Below are 23,465 nucleotides of genomic sequence, written 5' to 3' on the forward strand. Positions count from 1 at the left end.
CTGCGCGCCGAGCTGTGCGCGCTCGGCCCGGACCTGCACGTCCTGGTCGTGGTCGTGCACCACATCGCCGGCGACGGCTGGTCGAACGGCCCGCTGGCCCGCGACCTGTCCGAGGCGTACGCGGCCCGCCGGGCCGGGCAGGCGCCGCGCTGGGAGCCGCTGCCGGTCCAGTACGCCGACTACACCCTGTGGCAGCAGGAGCTGCTGGGCCACGAGGACGACCCGGACAGCCTGGCCGCCCGGCAGCTCGCCTACTGGTCCCGTACGCTCGACGGCCTGCCCGAAGAGCTGGACCTGCCCGCCGACCGGACCCGCCCGGCAGTGCCCGGCTACACCGGCGGGATCGTGACCGTCTCCGTCGACGCCGGGCTGCACGCCCGGCTGGAGGAGCTGGCCCGCACCTCGGGCGCGAGCCTGTTCATGGTGTTGCAGGCCGGTCTCGCCGCCCTGTTCACCCGCCTCGGCGCGGGCACCGACATCCCGCTCGGCAGCGCCATCGCCGGGCGTACCGACGACGCGCTCGACGACCTCGTCGGGTTCTTCCTCAACACCCTCGTGCTGCGCCTGGACACCTCCGGCGACCCGGCCTTCGAGGAACTGCTGGGCCGGGTGCGGGAGACCGCGCTGGCCGCCTACGCCCACCAGGACATACCCTTCGAGCACCTGGTGGAGGTGCTGAACCCGGCCCGCTCGGCCGCCCGGCACCCGCTGTTCCAGACCATGCTGACGCTGCACAACAACGCCCGGCCCCAGCTCGACCTGCCCGGACTGCGGGTGAGCCCGGACATGGCCGAGGTCGGCACCGCCAAGTTCGACCTGTCCTTCGGGCTGGTCGAGGAGCGCGGCCCGGCCGGCGAGCCCGCGGGCCTCGGCGGCATCCTGGAGTACAGCACCGACCTCTTCGACCACGCCACCGCCGAGGAGCTGGTGGCCCGCTTCGTCCGGCTGCTCGGCGCCGCGGCCGACGGGCCCGGACGGCGCATCGGGGAACTGGACATCCTCTCTCCGCCGGAGCGGCAACGGATTCTGGGCGCCTGGGCCGGCACCCCGCAGGACGCGCCCGCGCTCACCGTCCCCGAGCTGTTCGAACGGCAGGCGGCGCTGACCCCCGACGCGTCCGCCGTCGTCGCGGGCGGCACGACGCTGACGTTCGCCCAGCTGCGGGCGCGGGCCGACGGGGTGGCCCGGCGGCTGGTGGAGCACGGCGTGGGCCCCGACACGCTGGTCGGGCTGTGCGTGTCCCGGTCCGCGTGGATGGTTCCGGCGATGCTGGGGATCTGGAAGGCCGGCGGGGCGTGCGTCCCCCTGGACCCGGACTACCCGGCCGAGCGCCTGGCGTTCATGGCCGCCGACTCCGGGGTGCGGGTGCTCGTCACCGAGCCCGCCCTGGCCGGTGTGCTGGCGGACCACACTGCGGAAACCGTCCTGCTGGGGGCGGCGGAACGGCCGGACGCGGACGGCGAGCCGTTCCCGATGCCCGCCGTGCACGCCGACCACGCCGCCTTCATCGTCTACACCTCCGGGTCGACCGGCGTGCCCAAGGGAGTGGCCGTACGGCACGGCGGCATCGCGAACCTGTTCGCCAACCACAGCGAGCGCGTCTTCGCCCCGGCGGCGCGGGCGGCGGGCGGCCGGCTGCGGGCCGCGCACACCGCGTCGCTCTCCTTCGACGTGTGCGTCGGACAGCTGCTCACGCTCCTCGCGGGCCACGAACTGCACGTCGTGGACGAGGACACCCGCCGCGACGCCGCCGCGCTGGGCGCGTACATCCAGGCGCACGGGATCGGCTACCTGTCCATCACCCCGACCCTCACCCAGGAACTGCTCGGCCTCGGCCTGATCGGCGCGGACGGGCACCAGCCCGCCGCGATCCTGCACGGCGCCGAGGCCACCGGCCCGGGACTGTGGCAGCGGCTGCGGGATCTGCCCGCCACCGAGGTGCACAACTACTACGCGCCCAGCGAGTGCACGGTCGACGCGGTCGGCGCCACCGTCTCCGGCAGCGAACGGCCCCGCATCGGACGGCCCGTCGCGGCCATGGCGGCGTACGTCCTCGACGCCGGGCTGAACCCGGTGCCGCCGGGCGTCCGGGGCGAGCTGTACCTGGCGGGCGCGCAGCTCGCCCGGGGCTACGTGAACCGGCCGGGCCTGACCGCCGAACGGTTCGTCGCGAACCCCTTCAGCGGTGTGCCGGGCGCCCGGATGTACCGGACCGGGGACCTCGCCCGGTGGACCGCCGACGGCGCGCTGGAGTACGCCGGCCGGGCCGACGACCAGGTCAAGCTGCGCGGCTTCCGTATCGAACTCGGCGAGGTGGAGGCGGTGCTGGCGCGGCACCCGGACGTGCTGCACGCCGTGGCCGTCGTCCGCGAGGACCGGCCCGGCGACCGCAGGCTGGTCGCCTACACGGTCGCGCCGCGCGGGGCCGTGCCGGACCCGGCCGGGCTGCGCGCCCATGCCGCCCGGACGCTGCCCGAGTTCATGGTCCCCTCCGCCGTGGTACCGCTGGACGCCCTGCCGCTCACCCCGAGCGGCAAGGTGGCCCGCCGCGCCCTGCCCGCCCCCGGTTCCGCCGCACCCCAGGGCGGTCGGGCACCGCGCACGGCCCGCGAAGAGATCCTGTGCGGGCTGTTCGCCGAGGTGCTGGGCTGCGCACGGCCCGGCGTCGACGAGGGGTTCTTCGACCTCGGCGGGCACTCCCTGCTGGCGACCCGGCTGCTGTCCCGCGTCCGCGCCGTACTAGACGTGGAGCTGACGGTACGTGACGTGTTCGAGGCGCCCACGGTGGCCGCCCTGGCCGCGCGGCTCGACGCCGGAGGCACGGCGCGGCCCGCCCTGCGCCCGGCCGAACGACCCGGTACGCTCCCGCTGTCGTTCGCGCAACGACGGCTGTGGTTCCTCAACCGGCTGGACGGCGCCGGCGCCGCGTACACCATGCCGCTCGCGCTGCGCCTGCGCGGCGATCTCGACCGTACAGCGCTGGCCGCCGCCCTCGCCGATGTCGTCACCCGGCACGAAGTCCTGCGCACGGTCTACCCCGAGACCGCCGGCACCCCCGAGCAGGTCGTCCTCGCCCCGGACCGGGCCGCGCCCGGGCTGCCGTGCCGCGCCGTGGACGGGACCGGCCTCGCGGCAGCGGTCGCCGCCGCGGCCGGGCACCCGTTCGACCTGGCCACCGAGCCCCCGCTGTACGCGGAACTCCTCGCCCTCGCCCCCGACGACCACGTCCTGGTGCTCGTGCTGCACCACATCGCGGGCGACGGCTGGTCCAACCTGCCGCTCACCCGGGACGTCACCGCCGCCTACGCCGCCCGCCACGCGGGCAAGGCCCCGTCCTGGACGCCGCTGCCGGTCCAGTACGCCGACTACACCCTCTGGCAGCACCGCCTCTTCGGCGACCCCGCCGACCCGGACAGCCTGATCGCCCGGCAGACGGCGTACTGGACGAAGACGCTGGCCGGCCTCCCCGAGGAACTGCCGCTCCCCGCCGACCGGCCCCGTCCCGCGGTGGCCCGCCACCGGGGCGGCCGGGTGCCGTTCACCCTGGACGCCGCCGCGCACGCCGGGCTCGCCGACCTGGCCCGCGCCGGCGACGCGAGCCTGTTCATGGTCGTGCAGGCCGCACTCGCCGCCCTGCTCAGCAGGCTCGGGGCGGGCGACGACATCCCCATCGGCACACCGGTGGCGGGACGCACCGACGACGCGCTGGACGACGCGGTCGGGTGCTTCGTCAACACCCTCGTGCTGCGCACCGCGACCGGCGGCGACCCCGCCTTCACCGAGCTGGTGGCGCGGGCCCGCGAGACCGCCCTGGCCGCCTACGATCACCAGGACGTGCCCTTCGAGCACCTGGTGGAGCACCTGGAGCCGGCCAGGTCGCTGGCCCGCCACCCGCTCTTCCAGGTGATGCTGGCGCTGCGGAACACCGGTGCGGCGCCGCTGGGCCTGCCGGGGCTGGCGGTGAGCGCGGTGCCGGTGGACACCACGGCCGTGAAGTTCGACCTGGCGTTCACGGTGAGCGAGCGGACCGGCCCGCGGGGCGAGGCCGCCGGACTCGACGGCGAACTCGACTACGCCAGCGACCTGTTCGACGCGGAGACGGCGCACCGGATCGCCGCCCGCTTCGTGCGGGTGCTGGAGGCGGTGGCGGCCGACCCGGCACGGACGCTCGACGACCTGCCGGTACTGGACGAGGCCGAGCGGGAACTGGTCCTGGCGGGGTGGAACGACACCGCGCGGCCGTTGCCTTCCGTCACGTTGCCGGAGCTGTTCGAGGCGCAGGTGGCCCGTACGCCGGGCGCGGTGGCCGTGGTCGGCGAAGGCGGCACCCTGTCGTACGCGGAGCTGGACGCTTGGGCTGACCGGCTGGCGCACACTCTCGTTCAGCGGGGCGCTGGACCGGAGCAGGTGGTGGCCGTAGCCCTGCCGCGTTCCGTGGAGCTGGTGGTGGCGCTGCTGGCGGTGCTCAAGAGCGGCGCGGCCTACCTGCCCGTCGACCCCGGTCACCCTGCCGAGCGGACCCGGGCGATGCTGGACGAGGCACGTCCTGTGTGTGTCCTGGACGATTTGGACGGCGTGCGGAACCCCCGGCTTGAGACGGCGAGCACCGCGCGTACGGTACCGCTCTCCCCGTCGCACCCGGCCTACGTGCTCTACACCTCGGGTTCCACCGGTACCCCCAAGGGCGTCGTCGTCCCGCACGCGGGCGTCGTCAACCGGCTGCTGTGGGCGCAGGCCGAGTACGGGCTGGACGCCTCGGACGCCGTACTGCAGAAGACCCCGTACGGATTCGACGTGTCCGTCTGGGAGTTCTTCTGGCCGCTGATCGCCGGTGCCCGGCTCGTCGTCGCCCGGCCGGACGGGCACCGCGACCCGGCGTACCTGGCCGCGTTGATCCGCGAGCACGCGGTGACCACCGTGCACTTCGTGCCGTCGATGCTGAGGGCCTTCCTGGACGAGCCCGCCGCCGCCCGGTGCACGAGCCTGCGGCGGGTGCTGTGCAGCGGCGAAGCGCTGCCCGCCCAACTGGCCGCACACGGCAGGGACGTCCTCGGACCGAAGCTGCACAACCTCTACGGGCCGACCGAGGCGTCCGTCGACGTCACCTCCTGGACCTGCGCGGACCGGCCGGGCCCGGTGCCGATCGGCCGCCCGGTCCACAACACCCGGGTGTACGTGCTGGACGCCGCCCTGCGGCCCGTCCCGCCGGGCGTGACCGGGGAGCTGTATCTGGCCGGTGTCCAGCTGGCCCGTGGCTATCTGGCCCGGCCGGGCCTGACGGCGGAACGATTCGTCGCCTGCCCGTACGGCACGCCGGGCATGGGGGTCCCCCCGGCCGAAGGCTGGGGGAGGATGTACCGGACCGGCGACCTCGCGCGGTGGACCGCGGACGGGGTGCTGGAGTTCGCCGGGCGCGCCGACGACCAGGTCAAGCTGCGCGGCTTCCGTATCGAACTCGGCGAGATCGAGACCGCCCTGTCCCGGCACGAGGCCGTCGCTCAGGCGGCCGTCGTCCTCCGCGAGGACCGGCCCGGTGACCAGCGGCTGGTGGCGTACGTGGGGCTCGTACCGGGAGCCGGTCCGGAGCCGGAAGCGCTGCGCGAGTCCGTCGCCCGCACGCTGCCCGCCTACATGGTGCCGGCCGAGGTCGTCGTCCTCGACGCGCTGCCGCTGACGCCGAACGGGAAGCTGGACCGCCGCGCCCTGCCTGCTCCGGATGCCACAGTCCAGGCTCCCGGGCGTGCTCCGCGCACCCTCCACGAAGAGATCCTGTGCGGAATCTTCGCCGACGTGCTGGACCGCCCTCTGCCCGGCATCGACGACGGGTTCTTCGACCTGGGCGGACACTCGCTGCTCGCCACCCGGCTCGTCTCCCGCGTCCGGGCCGCCCTCGGCGCGGACCTGTCCGTACGCGACGTGTTCGAGGCGCCCACAGTGGCCGGTCTGGCCACCCGCATCGGCACCGGGGGCAGTCGACGACCTGCCCTCCGACCCGCCGCGCACCGTCCTGACGCCGTACCGCTGTCCTTCGCGCAGCGCCGGCTGTGGTTCCTGCACCGGCTGGAGGGCCCCAGCCCGACCTACAACATGCCCTTCGCGCTGCGGCTGTCCGGCACGCTGGACACCGCTGCCCTGCGCGCTGCCCTGGCCGATGTGGTGGCCCGGCACGAGACCCTGCGCACCGTCTTCCCCGAGATCCAGGGCGCTCCCGGACAGGTCGTACTCGGCCCGGACCAGGCCGCCGTGGAACTGCGCACCCACCGCACCGACGAGGCCGGACTCACCGGGGCGCTGGCCGAGGCGGCCGGGTACCGCTTCGACCTGACCGCCGAACCGCCGCTGCAAGCCGACCTGTTCGCGGTCGGCCCCGACGATCACGTACTGCTCCTGGTCCTCCACCACATCGCCGGCGACGGCTGGTCGAACGTCCCGTTCGCCCGGGACCTGTCGACCGCCTACACGGCCCGGTGCGCGGGCCGGGCTCCGTCATGGGAGCCCCTGCCGGTCCAGTACGCCGACTACGCGCTGTGGCAGCACGACCTGCTCGGCAGCGAGAACGACCCCGACAGCTTGATATCCGCCCAGGTCGCCCACTGGACCGAGGCGCTGGCGGGACTGCCCGAGGAGCTGGCGCTCCCCCTCGACCGCCCCCGTCCGGCGGTCGCCGCCCACCGGGGCGGACGGGTGGTCTTCACCCTGGACGCTGAGCTGCACACCCGGCTCGCCGGGCTGGCCCGCGAGCACGGCGCGACCCTGTTCATGGTGGTGCAGGCCGGTCTCGCCGCCCTGCTGACCCGGCTCGGCGCGGGCACCGACATCCCCCTCGGCTCCGCCGTCGCCGGCCGTACGGACGCGGCCCTGGACGACCTCGTCGGCTTCTTCGTCAACACCCTCGTGCTGCGCCTGGACACCTCCGGCGACCCTGCCTTCAGCACCCTGCTGGACCGGGCCCGCGAGACCGACCTGGCCGCCTACGCCCACCAGGACGTGCCCTTCGACCACCTCGTGGAACTGCTCAACCCGGCCCGCTCGGCAGCCCGGCACCCCCTCTTCCAGGTGATGCTGACGCTCCAGAACAACGCCACGCCCGAGTTCGCCATGGCCGGCCTGCGGGTGACGCCCGACGTCGCCGAGCTGGCCGCGGCCAAGTTCGACCTGCTGTTCAGCCTCACCGACCACTACACCGAGGACGGCGCCCCCGACCGGGTCGACGGCGTGCTGGAGTACAGCGCCGACCTGTTCGACCACGGCACCGCCGAAGCCCTCACGGCACGCTTCGTCCGGCTGCTGCACGCCGTGACGACAGCACCGGACCGGCCGATCGGCACCGTCGACCTCACCGACGCCGCCGAGCGTGAGCGGCTGCTGGAGACCTGGAACGGCACCGGCCTCACCACGCCGCCGGTGACGCTGCCCGAGGCGTACGAGGCGCAGACGCGGCGCACGCCGGACGCGGTGGCCGTCACCGACGGCACCACGCACCTCACCTACACCGCACTCAACGCGGAGGCCAACCGGCTGGCACGGCTGCTCGTCCGGCGCGGCATCGGCCCGGAGCAGCTCGTCGCTGTCGCCCTGCCGCGCTCGGCCGAGCTGGTGGTGGCGCTGCTGGCCGTCCTCAAGACCGGCGCCGCCTACCTGCCCCTCGACCCGGCGCACCCGGCCGAACGGCTGCGCTTCCTGCTCGGCGACGCCCGTGCCGCCTACGGGATCACCAGCTCCGGCCTCGCCGCAGGCCTGCCCGCGACGGACACCCGCTGGCTCACGACCGACAGCGACGAGGCCCGGCGGGAGGCCGGGGAACTGCCGGAGCACGACGTGACGGACGCCGAGCGCACCGCGCCGCTGCGCCCGGAGCACCCCGCGTACGTCATCCACACCTCCGGCTCCACCGGCACGCCCAAGGGCGTACTCGTCGAACACCGCGCCCTCGCCGCCTACCTGGCGTTCGCCCGTGAGGCGTACCCCGGCACCGCGGGCACCGCCCTGCTGCACTCGCCCGTCTCCTTCGACCTCACCGTCACCGCGCTGTACGCGCCGCTCACCGCGGGCGGCCGGGTGCTGATCGGCGACCTTTCCGCCGGCGCGCCGGCCCCGGGCCCGTACACCTTCCTCAAGGTGACGCCCAGCCACCTCGCGCTGCTCGGCACCACCCCGCCCGGCCCGGAGACGGCGGTCGCCGACCTCGTCGCGGGCGGCGAACAGCTCACCGGCGAACAGCTCGCGCCCTGGCGGCGGGCACAGCCGCAGGCCGCCGTGGTCAACGAGTACGGGCCGACCGAGGCCACCGTGGGCTGTGTCGTCCTGCGGATGCCGCCGGGCGCCACGGCCGGCGACGGTCCGCTGCCGATCGGGCGGCCGGTGCCCGGAACCCGGGCGTACGTGCTGGACGAGCGGCTGCGGCCGGTACCGCCCGGCGTGCCGGGCGAGCTGTACCTGGCGGGCGCGCAGCTCGCGCGCGGCTACCTGAACCGGCCCGGCCTGACCGCCGAACGCTTCACGGCCGACCCGTTCGGCGCGCCGGGCGGGAGGATGTACCGCACCGGCGACCTGGCCCGGTGGTCCGCCGCGGGCGAACTGCACTTCGCCGGCCGCGCCGACGAACAGGTCAAGGTGCGGGGCCACCGCATCGAGCCGGGCGAGGTCGAGACCGCGCTGCTGCGCCACCCGGCCGTCGCCCGGGCCGCCGTCGTCGCCCGGGAGGACCGGACGTCCGGCACACAGCTGGTGGCCTACGTCGTCCCGGCGGACGGCGAGCGGAACGGGGACACGGCCGCACGGGCCCAGCTCGACGCATGGCAGCAGGTCTACGACTCCCTGTACGGGGGCGTCGGCCACCAGGAGGCGGAGCCCGCGCCGTTCGGCGCCGACTTCAGGGGCTGGACCAGCAGCTACGACGGGCGGCTCCTGCCGGTCGGGCAGATGCGCCGGTGGCGGGACGCCACGGTCGCCCGCATCCGCGAACTGCGCCCGCGCCGGGTGCTGGAGATCGGCGTGGGCAGCGGACTGCTGCTCTCCCAGGTCGCCCCCGAGTGCGAGACCTACTGGGGCACCGACATCTCCGCCGACGCCGTCGACCGGCTGCGGTCCCAGGTGACCGGACGGCCGGACCTGGCCGGGCGGGTGGAGCTGCGGGTGCAGGCCGCCGCCGACGCGGACGGCCTGCCGGCCGGCTCCTTCGACACCGTCGTGATCAACTCGGTCGCCCAGTACTTCCCGGACGCCGGCTACCTCACCGACGTGCTCGGCACGGCGCTGGGGCTGCTCGCCCCCGGCGGGGCCGTCTTCCTCGGCGACGTGCGGGACCTGCGGCTGCTGCGGTGCCTGCACACGGCGGTGCAGCTGCGCCGCGCCACGCCGTCCGCCGACCCCGCCGCCGTCCGCCGCGCCGTGGAGCAGGCCGTCCTGCTGGAGAAGGAACTCCTCCTCGCCCCCGCGTTCTTCACCGCGCTCGCGGCGCGGCACCCGGACATCGCGGGCGTCGACCTGCGGGTCAAGCGCGGCGCGTACGTCAACGAGCTGAACCGCTACCGGTACGACGTCGTCCTGCACAAACGGTCCGCCGCAGCACTGACGGACCTGACGGACGCAGCGACGGGCCTGACGGCCGTACCGACGGATCTGACGGCAGTACCGGAAGCGCGCTGGGGCCACGACGTGTCCGGACCCGACGACCTCGCCCGGCGCCTCACCACGCAGCGCGTGCCCGCACTGCGCGTGACCGGGGTGCCCGACGAACGGCTGGCGGATGAAGCCGGTGCCGCGCGCGAACTGGACGAGGGACGGCCGCTGGCCGACGTCCTCGCCCTCCTCGGCCCCGCCGAGCAGCCGACCGCGCCGGACCTCGGCCCGGACACCTTCCACGAGCTGGGCGAACGCGCCGGCTACCGGGTCGTGGTCACCCGCTCCGGCGACGCCGCCGAACTCCTCGACGTGCTCTTCACCGACCCGGCGGCGACCGCCCTCGACGGCGTCCACCGCCCGGCGGCGAACGCCGTGACCGAGCCGTCGCCCACGCTTGCCAACGACCCGGCGGCCTCCCGGCAGCGCGGCGAACTGGTCGCCTCGCTCACCGCGTCACTGCGCGCGGAACTGCCCGCGTACATGGTGCCCGCCGCCGTACTGGTCCTCACCGAACTCCCGCTGACCGGCAACGGAAAGCTCGACCGGGCGGCGCTGCCCGCCCCCTACCTCGGGTCCGTCGCGGGTTCGCGCGCGCCGTCCACCCCGCGCGAACGGGTGCTGTGCGACCTGTTCGCGCAGGTGCTGGGCCTGGCGGCGGCCGGCGTCGACGACAACTTCTTCCACCTCGGCGGGCACTCGCTGCTGGCGACCCGGCTCATCAGCCGCATCCGTACCGCCCTGGGGGCCGAACTGCCCGTCCGCGCCCTGTTCGAGACCCCCACGGTCGCCGGACTGGCCGCGCGGCTGGACGACGAGGAGACCCGGGACACCACACGGCCCGCACTGCGGCCGATGCCCCGTCCGGAGACCCTTCCGCTGTCGTTCGCCCAGCAGCGGCTGTGGTTCCTGCACCGGCTGGAGGGCCCGAACGCCACGTACAACATGCCGATCGCCCTGCGCATGCGCGGCGCCGTGGACCGTACGGCACTGCGCGCCGCGCTGGCCGACGTGGCGGCCCGGCACGAGAGCCTGCGCACCGTCTTCCCGGTGACGGACGGAGTGCCCCGCCAGCTCGTCCTCGACGCGGACGGCGCGCGCCCCGAACTGCTCGTACGGCACACCGACGAGACCGGGCTGCGCGAGGCCGTCCAGGCGGCGGCGCGCTACCCCTTCGACCTCGCGGCCGACCTGCCACTACGGGCCGAACTGTTCGACCTGGGCGCGCGGGAGCACCTGCTGGTGCTGGTGGTGCACCACATCGCCGGTGACGGCTGGTCGATGGCCCCGCTGGCGAGGGACCTGGCCACCGCCTACGCAGCGCGGACCCGGGGCCGGGCGCCGTCATGGACGCCACTGCCCGTCCAGTACGCCGACTACACGTTCTGGCAGCGCGCGCTGCTCGGCGACGAGACCGACCCCGACAGCCCGTTCGCCCGACAGGTCGCCTACTGGAGCGAGACCCTGGCCGGCCTGCCCCAGGAACTCGCCCTCCCCACGGACCGCCCCCGGCCCGCCGTCTCCACCTACCGCGGCGAGACGCTCGGCTTTGACCTGGCCCCCGCACTCCACCGCCGTCTGGCGGACCTCGCCCGGGACACCGGGACCAGCCTGCACATGGTGCTGCACGCCGGCCTCGCCGCCCTGCTGACCCGGCTCGGCGCGGGGACCGACCTGCCGATCGGCAGCGGTGTCGCCGGGCGCCACGACGAGGCGCTCGACGACGCGGTCGGCCTCTTCGTCAACACGCTCGTGATGCGCACCGACACCTCCGGCGACCCGTCGTTCGGCGCACTGCTCCGGCGCGTACGGGAGACGGCCCTGAACGCCTACTCCCACCAGGACGTGCCCTTCGAGCACCTGGTGGAGGCGCTCAACCCGGTCCGCTCCCCGAACCGTCACCCCCTGTTCCAGGTGGCGATGGTGCTCCAGAACACCCCGGAGGCCGGACTCGCGCTGCCCGGCGTCGAGGTGACGCCCGAACCGGCCGCCTCCGGGACCTCACGGTTCGACCTGTTCTTCAGCGTCACCGAACGCGGCTCTTCAGGGGGCGTACGCGGGACGCTGGAGTACAGCACCGATCTGTTCGACCGGCGGACGGTCGAGGCGCTGGTGGAGCGGTGGACACGGCTGCTGGAGGCAGTCACCGCCGACCCGGCGCGCCCCATCGGCGAGGCCGACGTCCTCACCCCCGCCGAACACGCCCGCGCTTCGGGGGCTGACGGCCCGCAGGTGCCGCCCACCACCGTGCCCGAGCTGTTCGCGCGCCAGGTGGCCCGGCACCCCGGAGCCCCGGCGGTGCTGTCCGCGTCCGGCACGCTGACGTACCAGGAGCTGAACGCCCGGGCCAACCGCCTGGCCCGTCTTCTGCTGTCCCGCGGCATCGGCCACGGGCACGTCGTCGCCCTGGCGTTTCCTCGCGGCGCCGACCTGGTGGTGGCGGTCCTCGCGACGCTCAAGGCGGGCGCGGCCTACCTCCCCCTCGACACCGGGTACCCAGCCGAACGCCTGGCGTTCATGCTCGACGACGCCCGCCCGTCGCTGCTGCTGACGGGCATCGCGGGCCAGGAGGTACCCGGCTCCGGCCACCTGCCCCGGCTCGACCTGGACGAGGGCGACGGGCACCTGGCCGGGCAGCCGGACACCGACCCCGGCACCGAGCAGCCCGGATGCCCCGACCCCGCGCACCCGGCCTACGTGATCTACACCTCCGGCTCGACCGGCGTACCCAAGGGCGTGGCCGTCACCCACGCGGGCGCGGCCGCCCTGGCGGCGACGCAGGCGGACGCTTTCGGCGCCGGGCCGGGCAGTCGGGTCCTCCAGTTCGCCTCGCCGAGCTTCGACGCGGCGTTCTGGGAGCTGTGCATGGCGCTGCTGACCGGTGCGGCCCTGGTGGTGGTCCGGGCCGAACGCCTCCTGCCGGGGCCCGACCTCGCGGCCGTGCTGGCCGAGCACGACGTGACCCACCTGACCGTCCCGCCGGTGGCGCTGGGCGTCATGACGCCCGATCAGCTGGCACCGGTGACCTGCCTGGTGGTGGCGGGAGAGAGCTGCCCGCCGCAGACGGCGGCGGCCTTCGCCCCCGGCCGGCGGATGATCAACGCCTACGGGCCGACGGAGGCGACGGTCTGCGGCACGATGAGCCGGCCGCTGACCGGCGAGGGCACCGTCGCTCCCATCGGTACGCCGATCACCGACACCCGCGCCTACGTGCTGGACGCGGCGCTGCGCCCGGTGCCGACCGGCGTGGCGGGCGAGCTGTACCTGGCGGGCGCCGGACTGGCCCAGGGCTACCTGCGGCGGCCGGGGGTGACCGCCGAGCGGTTCACCGCCGACCCGTTCGGCGCGCCGGGCACCCGGATGTACCGCACCGGGGACCTCGTGCGGTGGAACGCCGACGGCGAGCTGGAGTTCGCCGGGCGGACCGACGACCAGGTCAAGATCCGCGGCCACCGGGTCGAACTCGGCGAGGTCGAGGCCGCGATGGCCGCCCACCCCGAGGTGGCGCAGGCCGTCGCGGCGGTCCGCGACGACGGCCCCGGCGGGACCCGCCTGCTCGGGTACGTGGTCCCGGCGGCGGACGGCCCGCGGCCCACGGAGTCCACCGGCGACCCCGGGCCCGCGAAGCCCGCCGACGGCGCGCCCGAACGGGTCCTCGGCGAGTGGCGGCAGCTCTACGACACCCTGTACGGGACGACGCAGACCGCCCCGTTCGGCGAGGACTTCACCGGCTGGAACAGCACCTACGACGGGGAGCCCCTGCCCGTCGACGAGATGCGGCAGTGGCGGGAGGCCACCGTCGCGCGCATCCGGGACCTGCGGCCCCGGCGGGTGCTGGAGATCGGCGTCGGCCGCGGCCTGATCCTGTCGCGGCTCGCCGGGGAGTGCGAGGCGTACTGGGGCACCGACCTGTCGGCGGCCGTGATCGGGTCGCTGACGGCACAGGTCGCCGAACGGCCCGCGCTCGCCGGCCGGGTGGTGCTCCGGGCCCAGCCCGCGGACGACCTCACCGGACTGCCGGAAGGTTTCTTCGACACCGTCGTCCTCAATTCGGTGGCCCAGTACTTCCCGGACGCCGCCTATCTGACCGACGTGATCGGCGCCGCGCTGCGGCTGCTGACGCCGGGCGGCGCCCTGTTCCTCGGCGACCTCCGCAACCTGCGGCTGCTGCCGAGCCTGCGGGCGGCCGCCGGAGCCACCGCACCCGAGCGGGAACTGCTGGTCGACCCGGACTTCTTCCCGGCCCTGCCCGCCACCGTCCCCGAAATCGGCGCCGTCGACGTGCGCCTCAAGCGCGGGACGTACCACAACGAGCTGTCCCGGTACCGCTACGACGTCGTCCTGCGCCGCGCGCCGCTGACCGCACCGGCCCGGCCGTTCGCCGACGCGCCCGCCCTGCCCTGGCACCCGGGCCTGGGCGGCGCGGCGGAGATCGCCGCGCTGCTGGCGGAACGCCGCCCGGACCGGCTGCGCCTCACCGGCATCCCCAACGCGCGGCTGGCGGGCGAGGCCGCGGCCGGGCACGCCGTGACCGTGGATCCCGAGACGGTGTGCGCGACGGGGGAGCGGCTGGGCTTCTGGACGGCTGTCACCTGGTCGGGTACGGCGGGTGACGACTGCTTCGACGCCTTGTTCGCCGCTCAGGACGCCGCCACGCCGGACGGTCCCACGCCGGACAACACCGCTCCGTACGACAGCGTCCCGGTCACCGACGTGTACGTGCCGGCGGCCGACCGCACCGCACCGCCGTCCTTCACCAACGACCCGGCGGCGGCCGCCGCGCCGTCGGCCGCCCTGGGCTCCTCGGTGCGCGCCTGGCTGCGCCGACGGCTGCCGGAGTACCTGGTGCCCTCGGTGATCGTCCCGCTCGACGCCCTGCCGCTGACCCCGAACGGCAAGGCCGACCGTACGGCGCTGCCCGCGCCGGAGACGACGGCCGGGGCCACGGCGGGCCGCCCCCCGGCGACCGCCGGGGAACGGCTGCTGTGCGACATCTTCGCGGAGGTGCTCGGCCGCCCGTCCGTCGGCGCCGACGACGACTTCTTCGACCTCGGCGGTGACAGCATCGTCTCCATCCAGGTGGTCAGCCGGGCCCGGGCCGCCGGGCTGGCGATCGGACCGCAGGACGTGTTCCGGCACAAGACCGTGGCGGCCCTGGCCGTCGCCGCCGGGACACCGGACGCGGCGCCCGTCGCCACGGAGGCACCGCAGGCGGGCATCGGTGTGGTGCCGCTGACACCGGAACTGCACGCGTTGCGGGAACGCGACGCCGACCCCGGCACCGGGTACGAGGCGATGACCGTACCGCTCCCGGCCGGGCTCGGCGACGACGCGCTGGAGACCGCCCTCCAGGCGGTTCTCGACCACCACGACGCGCTGCGGGCGCGCCTGACCTCCGGCGGGCCCGCCGAGGCGGACGGACCGGGGTGGCTGCTCGAAGTGCTGCCGCCCGGCACCGTCCGGGCCGCTGACCAGGTGCGCCGCACCGGCACCGCACCGCACGAGGCCGCCGTCGCCGAGGAGGAACGGGCCGCCGCGGCCCGGCTGGCGCCGGAGTCCGGGGTGCTGCTCCAAGCGGTCCGCTTCGACGCCCGGCCCGGCAGCCCCGGTCTGCTGCTGCTCGTCCTGCACCGCCTCGTCACCGACCCGCAGACCTGGCGCACCCTGCTGCAAGACCTCACGGACGCCTGCGAGGCTGCCGCCGAGGGACGGCACCCCCGGCCGGCTCCCGTCGGCACGTCCTTCCGGCGCTGGGCCCAGCACCTGCGCACCCAGGCACGGGACCCCCGGCGGGCCGGGGAACTGTCCCGGTGGGCCGGCATTCTCACGGGGCCCGGCAGCCCGGACGACGCCCCGGACGCGCGGGCGGCCGACCGCCCGGACGGCCTCTCGGCACAGGCGGCCGGAGACGGCACGCTGACGACCCTCCTGTCCGCCGAACACACCGGGCGGGTCCTCACCGACGTACCGGCGGCCTTCCACGCCGACGCCGAGGACGTGCTGCTGACCGCGTTCGCGCTGGCGGTCGCCGACTGGCAGCGCCGCCGCGGTACCGGCGGCGACGGCACCGTGCTCGCCGACGTACGGCGCCCGGGCCGCGTACCCCTCGGCGAGGGCATCGACCTGTCCCGCACCGTGGGCCGCTGCACGGCCACCCACCCGGTCCGCCTGGACCTGGGCGACCCGGGCGGGGACGCGCTGCGGGAGGGCGGCGGGCACGCTGCCGCGACGGCGCTCAAACGTGTCAAGGAGGAGCTGCGGTCCCTGCCGGACGGCGGTCTGGGGCACGGCCTGCTGCGCCATCTCAACCCCGAGACCGCCCCCGGGCTGGCGGCCCTGCCCACTCCCCGGTTCGCCTTCCACTACCTCGGACAGCTGCCGCAGGTCCCGTCCGGCCCGGACGCGGCCGACGAACCGGCGCGCTACTGGGCCGAGGTGGACATCACCGCCGTGGACGGCCCCGGCGGGCCCCGGCTGGCCGCGACCTGGCGCCGGGCCCACGCGCCCCTGACAGGCCGTGACATGAACGACCTGGCCGCGGCCTGGACCCGCGCGCTCGAAACGCTGGCCGCCCAGGCCGCCCGCCCCGACGCCGGTGGCCGCACCCCGTCCGACGTACCGCTGGTCCGGCTCAGCCAGGACAAGCTCGAACAGCTCGAAGCCGCATGGAGGCGATCACAATGACGCAGCCGGAACTGGAGGACATCCTCCCCCTGGCACCACTCCAGGAGGGGCTGCTGTTCCACGCGCTGTACGACACGGCAGCGCTCGACCTCTACACCTTGCAGAGCGCGTACGACCTGGACGGCGACCTCGACGCGACGGCCCTGCGCGAGGCCGCGCGCACGCTGCTGCGGCGCCACGCCGCCCTGCGCGCCGGCTTCTGGCACGAGGGCCTGGACGAACCGGTGCAGATCGTCCCGCGCGACGTCACCCTGGCGTGGCGTCAGGCCGACCTCACCGCGACCGCCCCCGAGGAGCGGGAGGCCGAGGCGGAGCGGATCGCGGCCGAGGACCGGCTCCGCCGCTTCGACCCGGCCCGCCCGCCCCTGCTGCGCTTCGCACTCCTGCGGCTCGGCCCGGCACGGCACCGGTTCGTCGTCACCGCGCACCACCTGGTGCTCGACGGCTGGTCCGTACAACTGCTGCTGGACGAGCTGTTCCAGCTGTACGTGCGGGGCGGCCGGGAGGACGGGATGCCGCCGGCGGCCCGCTACCGCGACTACCTCGCCTGGCTGGCCGGGCAGGACCGGGCCGCCGCCGAGGACGTCTGGCGCCGGGTGCTCAAGGGCGTCGAGGAGCCCACCCGAGTGGCGCCCGCCGATCCGTCCCGGGAACCGGCCCTGCCCGGCCAGGTCCTGCGCGACCTGCCGGACGGCCTCAGCACCGCGCTGGACGCCCTCGCCCGCCGCGAGCGGCTGACCCTGAGCACCGTCTTCCTGGGCGCCTGGGCCGTCGTCCTGGGCCGGCTGACCGGCAAGGACGACGTGGTCTTCGGCACCACCGTCTCCGGCCGCCCGCCCCAGGTGCCCGGCGTCGAGCGGATGATCGGCCTGTTCGCCAACACGCTGCCGGTACGGGTACGCCTCGACCCGGAACAGCCGCTGACCGGGATGCTGGCCAGGCTCCAGGAGGAACAGACCCACGTGCTGGCCTGCCAGCACGTGGGACTCTCCGGCATCCAGCGCACGCTCGGCTCGGGCGAACTGTTCGACACCGTGACCGTGTTCGAGAACCTGCCCGCCGGGGAGAGCGGACTCGCCGCCACCGCGCACGGCAGCGCGCTGCGGGCGACGGCGAGCCGGAGTCAGGGCGTCACCCACTACCCGCTCAACTTCATGGTGATGCCCGGCCGGCCGCTGCGGCTGCGCCTGGACTACCAGACCGACCTGTTCGACCGGGACACCGCCGAGGCGATCATGGCGCGGGTGGTCCGGGTCCTGGAGAACCTGGCCGCGGACCCCGGCCGGCGGATCGGCGCGCTGGAGCTCCTGGCTCCGGCCGAGCGGGCGCGGGTGCTGGGGGAGTGGAGCGGTACGGCCGGCGAGCCGCCGGCCGAGCTGATGCCGCAGACGTTCGCGGCCCGGGTGGCGACGGCCCCGGACGCGGTGGCCCTCGTCTGCGGCGAGGAGTCCTGGACGTTCGCCGAACTGGACGCGCGCGCGGACCGCCTCGCGCGGCGCCTGGCCGCCCGGGGCGCCGGGCCCGACGTCCTGGTCGGACTGTGCGTGCGCCGGTCGGCGGACATGCTCGCCGCCCTGCTGGCCATCTGGAAGGCCGGCGGAGTGTGCGTACCGCTGGACCCCGGCTTCCCGGCGGAGCGGCTGGCGTTCATGCTGGCCGACACGGCCGTACCGCTGGTACTGACCGAACGGGAGTCGGCCGGGCGGCTCGGGGAGGACCGGGCGGCGTCCCTGGTGCTGCTGGACGATGACGATCCGTCCGAAGCCGCCGGTGCCCTCCGTACCCCGCCCCTGCGCGGCGACCATGCCGCGTACATCGTCTACACCTCCGGCTCAACGGGCGTGCCCAAGGGCGTCGTCGTCACGCACCTGGGCCTGGCGAACCTGTACGCCGACCACCGCGACCGGGTGTTCGACCCGGCGGCCGGCGCCGTGGCCGCCTCGTCCGGACGGCGGCTGCGCGTGGCCCACACGGCGTCGGTGTCGTTCGACGCCTCCATGGGACAGCTGGCCGGACTCGTCGCCGGCCACGAACTGCACCTCGTGGACGAGGACACCCGCCGCGACGCCACCGCGCTGCTGTCCTACGTACGCGAGCGGAGCATCGACTACCTGGGCGTCGCCCCCTCGCTGATGCGGGAACTGACCGCGCTCGGGCTGCTGGACGGCCCCGGACACCGCCCGGCGGTGATCCTCCTCGGCGCGGAGGCCGTCGACGCGGCGCTGTGGGAGACGCTGCGGGCCCGCCCGGGGACCGAGGTGCACAACTACTACGGGCCGAGCGAGTGCACGGTGGACGTCGTCGGCGCCCGGGTACGCGACAGCGCGCGGCCCGTGATCGGCCGGCCGGTCGCCAACACCCGGGCCTACGTGCTCGACGCGCGGCTGCGCCCGGCCCCGCCCGGCGTGGTGGGCGAGCTCTACCTGGCCGGCATCCAGCTCGCCCGCGGCTACCTGAACCGGCCCGGCCTGACCGCCGCACGCTTCGTCGCCGACCCGTTCGGCGCGCCGGGAACCCGGATGTACCGCACCGGAGACCTCGCCCGCTGGACGGCCGACGGGCAGCTCGCCTTCGCCGGACGGGCGGACGACCAGGTCAAACTGCGCGGTTACCGGATCGAACTCGGCGAGATCGAAACGGTGCTGGCCCGGCACGCCACCGTCGCGCACGCGGCCGCCGCCGTACGCGAGGACCGGCCCGGCGACCAGCGTCTGACCGCCTACGTGGTGCCCGCGCCCGGCGCCCGGGCGCACGCGGGGGAGCTGCGCGAGTTCTGCGCCGGGACGCTGCCCGATTTCATGGTGCCCGGCCAGATCGTCGTGCTCGACGCCCTGCCGATGACCCCCAGTGGCAAACTGGACCGCCGCGCCCTGCCCGCCCCCGGCACGCGCACCACCGGCGGCCGCGAGCCGCGCGACCCGGTCGAGGACATCCTGTGCGGCCTGTTCGCCGAAGTCCTCGGCGTGCCCCGGGTCGGCGTCGACGACGGCTTCTTCACCCTCGGCGGCCACTCCCTGCTCGCGACCCGGCTGGTCTCGCGCGTCCGCGCGGCCCTCGGCGCCGAACTCGCCGTACGGGACGTCTTCGAGGCCCCGACCGCAGCCGGGCTCGCGGTCCGGCTCGGCACACCGAGCGAGGACGCCCGGCGACGGCCGCCGCTGCGGCCCGCCGACGAGCGCCCGGCCGAACTGCCGCTGTCCTTCGCCCAGCGGCGCCTGTGGTTCCTGCACCAGATGGAAGGCCCCGCGCCGACGTACCACATGCCGTTCGCGCTGCGCCTGACCGGCGTGCTCGACGTCCCGGCCCTGCGCTCCGCCCTGAACGACGTGGTGGCCCGGCACGAGGTCCTGCGCACCGTGTACCCGGACACCGGGGGGACCCCGCGCCAGCACGTACTGGAGCCCGCCGAAGCACCCCCCGCGCTGCCCGTGCGGACGGTCGCCGAGGACGCCCTCGCGGCGGCCCTGGCGGACGCGTACGCGCGCCCCTTCGACCTCACCCGCGAACCCCCGCTGCACGCCGAACTGTTCGCGCTCGGCCCCGACGAGCACGTCCTGCTGCTCGTACTGCACCACATCGCGGGCGACGGCTGGTCCAACCTCCCGCTCGCCCGCGACCTGTCCACCGCCTACGCGGCCCGCCGTACGGGCGAGGACCCGGCCTGGACGCCGCTGCCGGTCCAGTACGCCGACTACACCCTGTGGCAGCGCGACCTCCTCGGCGAAGAGAGCGACCCGGACAGCGCGCTCTCCCGCCAGGTGGCGTACTGGCGGACGGCGCTCGACGGACTGCCGGCCGAGTTGGAGCTGCGGCACGACCGGCCCCGGCCGGAGGTGTCCGGCCACCGTGGCGCGACGGTGCCGCTGCACGTCGCTCCCGCCACCCACGCCCGGCTCGCCGGGCTGGCACGGGCGAACGGCGCGAGCCTGTTCATGGTCGTCCAGGCGGCCCTCGCGGCACTCCTGACCCGCGAGGGCGCCGGCACCGACATCCCGATCGGCACGCCGGTCGCGGGGCGCACCGACGAGGGCCTGGACGATCTCGTCGGCTGCTTCGTCAACACGTTGGTGCTGCGCACCGACACCGGGGGCGACCCGCCCTTCACGGACCTCCTCGACCGGGTCCGCCGGACCGGCCTGGCCGCGTACAGCCACCAGGACGTGCCCTTCGAGCACCTGGTGGAGGTGCTCAACCCGCCCCGCTCGGCGGCCCGGCACCCGCTGTTCCAGGTGCTGCTGTCCCTCCAGCACGCCGCGGACCTGCCGGTGGAGCTGCCCGGACTGCGCGTCCGGGCCGAGGGGACACAGTCCCGCTCGGCCAAGTTCGACCTGCTGTTCCGGCTGGCCGAGCGGAACACGCCCGACGGCGCGCCCGACGGTCTCGAAGGCGGCGTCGAGTACAGCACCGACCTGTTCGACCGGGGCACGGTGGAGGGCCTGGTCACCCGCTTCGAGCGGCTGCTCGACGCCGTCGCCGCGGACCCCGGCCGGCGGATCCGGCGGCTCGACGTCCTGCCCCCGGCCGAGCGGGAGCTGGTGCTGACGGGGTGGAACGCCACCGCGCGGCCGTTGCCCGCGGTCACGCTGCCGGAGCTGTTCGCGGCGCAGGTGGCGCGTACGCCGGACGCGGTGGCGGTGGTCGGCGAGGGTGCCACCCTGTCGTACGCGGAGCTGGATGCGTGGGCCGACCGGTTGGCGCGGTCTTTGGCGGGGCGGGGCGCTGGGCCGGAGCGGGTGGTGGCCGCGGTGCTGCCGCGTTCCGTGGAGCTGGTGGTGGCGCTGCTGGCGGTGCTCAAGAGCGGCGCGGCCTACCTGCCCGTGGACCCCGCCCTGCCGGCCGAACGCATCCGCCTCCTGTTGGACGAGGCGTGCCCCGTGTGCGTCCTGGACGATTCGGACGACGTGCGGAACCCCCGGCTTGCGACGGCGGGCACCGCGCGTACGGTGCCTGTGCGGCTCTCCCCGTCGCACCCCGCCTATGTGCTCTACACCTCGGGCTCCACCGGCGCACCCAAGGGCGTCGTCGTGTCGCACGCGGGCGTCGTCAACCGGCTGCTCGGCATCCAGGAGGAGTTCGGCCTCGAACCCTCCGACATCTGCCTGTTCAAGGCGCCCGCCGCCTTCGACGCGTCCGTGTGGGAGCTGTTCTGGCCGCTCACCACTGGCGCACGCATCGTCGTGGCCGCTCCCGACGGACACCGGGACCCGGCCTACCTGGCCGCGCTGATCCGCGAACATGCCGTGACGACCGTGCACTTCGTGCCGTCGATGCTGCGGGCCTTCCTCGACGAGCCCGACACCGCCCGCTGCACGAGCCTGCGGCGTGTCCAGACCGGCGGCGAACCGCTGCCCGCCGAGCTGCGCGACCGTGCCGCGACTCTCCTCGGCGCGACCCTGAACCACCTGTACGGGCCGACGGAAACCACCATCCACGCCACGACTTGGTCCTGTGGGCGGCCCCCGGTCACGGCCTCGGACACCGCCTCCGCCCGCCCGGTGCCCATCGGCCGGCCGGTCCGCAACACCCGGGCGTACGTGCTGGACGCGGCTCTGGGCCCGGTGCCGCCGGGCGCGACGGGAGAGTTGTACCTGGCGGGTGTGCAGCTGGCCCGTGGGTACCTGGGGCGGCCCGGTCTGACGGCGGAGCGGTTCGTGGCCTGCCCGTTCGGAGAGCCGGGGGAGCGGATGTACCGGACCGGTGACCTCGCGCGATGGACCGCGGAGGGGGTACTGGAGTTCGCCGGACGGGCCGACGACCAGGTCAAGCTGCGCGGATTCCGCGTCGAGCCCGGCGAGGTCGAGGCTGTCCTGGCCCGGCACGACACCGTCGCCGCGGCCGCCGCCGTCATCCGTACGGACCGGCCCGGAGAGCAGCGGCTGGTGGCGTACGTGGTCCCCGCGCCGGGAGCCGAACCGCACCCCGTCGACCTGCGGCGCCATGCCGCGCAGCACCTGCCGGAGTTCATGGTGCCGGCCACCGTGCTGGTCCTGGCCGCCCTGCCCCTGACCACCAGCGGCAAGCTCGACCGGCGCGCCCTGCCGGAGCCGGGCCCGCTGTCCGTGACGGCCAGGCGGCCCGCCCGCACCCCCGAGGAGGAGGTGTTCTGCGGCCTGTTCGCCGAGGTCCTCGGCCTGACCGGGACCGGTATCGACGACGACTTCTTCGACCTCGGCGGGGACTCGCTGGCGGCCATCCGGCTGGTCCGCCGCATCCGGGAGGCGGCGGGCGTCGAGCTGTCGGTCAGCGACCTGTTCGCGGCGCCCACGGTCAGCCGTCTGATGGACCGGCTGCGCCTCGGCGTCCGGGGCGACGCCTTCGACGTCCTGCTCCCGCTGCGCGGCTCCGGCGCACTGCCGCCGCTGTTCTGCGTCCACCCCGCCGGCGGCCTCAGCTGGGCCTACGCCGGACTGCTGCGCCACCTGGGCCCCGACCGGCCCGTGTACGGGGTGCAGGCCCGCGGCCTCGCCCGGTCCGAGGCGTACCCGACCGCCATGGACGAGCTGGTCACCGACTACGTCCGGCAGATCCGCTCGGTCCGGCCCACCGGCCCCTACCACCTGCTCGGCTGGTCCTTCGGCGGCCTCGCGGCCCACGCGATCGCCGTCCGCCTCCAGGCCGAGGGCGAGGACGTCGCCTTCCTCGCCCTGCTCGACTCCTACCCCCGCGACCCCGAGGCCGCGGCCCCGCCCGTGGAGGAGCGGGACGTGCTGACGACGCTGCTCGACTTCGCGGGCCACGGCGAGGACGTCACCGATGCCGAACGGCTGCGCGTCGAGGACGTCATGGAGATCCTGCGCCGCGGCGGCGGCCCTTTGGCCGACATCGAGGAACGCCGCGTCGCGGCCCTGGCCGACGTCTTCGTCAACAGCGCTGAGCTCGCGTCCGCGCACGCGCCCGGCCGCTTCGACGGCGACCTCCTGCACTTCACCGCGACCGCCGGCCGCCCGGACGAAGCACCCACGGCGGCCGTCTGGGAGCCCTTCGCCACCGGGCGCGTGCACCGGTACGCCGTGGACTGCACCCACCACGACATGTGCCGCCCCGAACCGCTGGCCGACATCGGCCGGGTGGTCGCCCAGTGCCTGGACGGCACGGACGACGGCCCCGCCCGGTAGGCCGGCAGAGCACATCACGCCCCTCATCCCTCCCTGAAGCCCCTC

The 23,465-nt window shown here is 75.3% G+C and carries 2 protein-coding genes; both read left to right on the forward strand.

Translation table 11 applies throughout. The features are described 5' to 3' along the window. On the forward strand, positions 1–16,305 hold the full coding sequence (locus tag JXZ78_RS11355) for a non-ribosomal peptide synthetase (protein WP_275127698.1): 16,305 nt from the start codon (positions 1–3) through the stop codon (positions 16,303–16,305). Further along, on the forward strand, positions 16,302–23,420 hold the full coding sequence (locus tag JXZ78_RS11365) for a non-ribosomal peptide synthetase (protein WP_238782857.1): 7,119 nt from the start codon (positions 16,302–16,304) through the stop codon (positions 23,418–23,420). Before JXZ78_RS11355 ends, JXZ78_RS11365 begins: the two co-directional genes overlap by 4 nt. Positions 23,421–23,465 lie beyond the last annotated feature (45 nt).

Source organism: Streptomyces monomycini (genome assembly GCF_022271435.1).
GTDB lineage: Bacteria > Actinomycetota > Actinomycetes > Streptomycetales > Streptomycetaceae > Streptomyces > Streptomyces monomycini.

Excerpts from the sequence above, each read along its gene's own strand:
- JXZ78_RS11365 (WP_238782857.1), top strand. The coding sequence starts at position 16,302 with ATGACGCAGCCGGAACTGGAGGACATCCTCCCCCTGGCACCACTCCAG.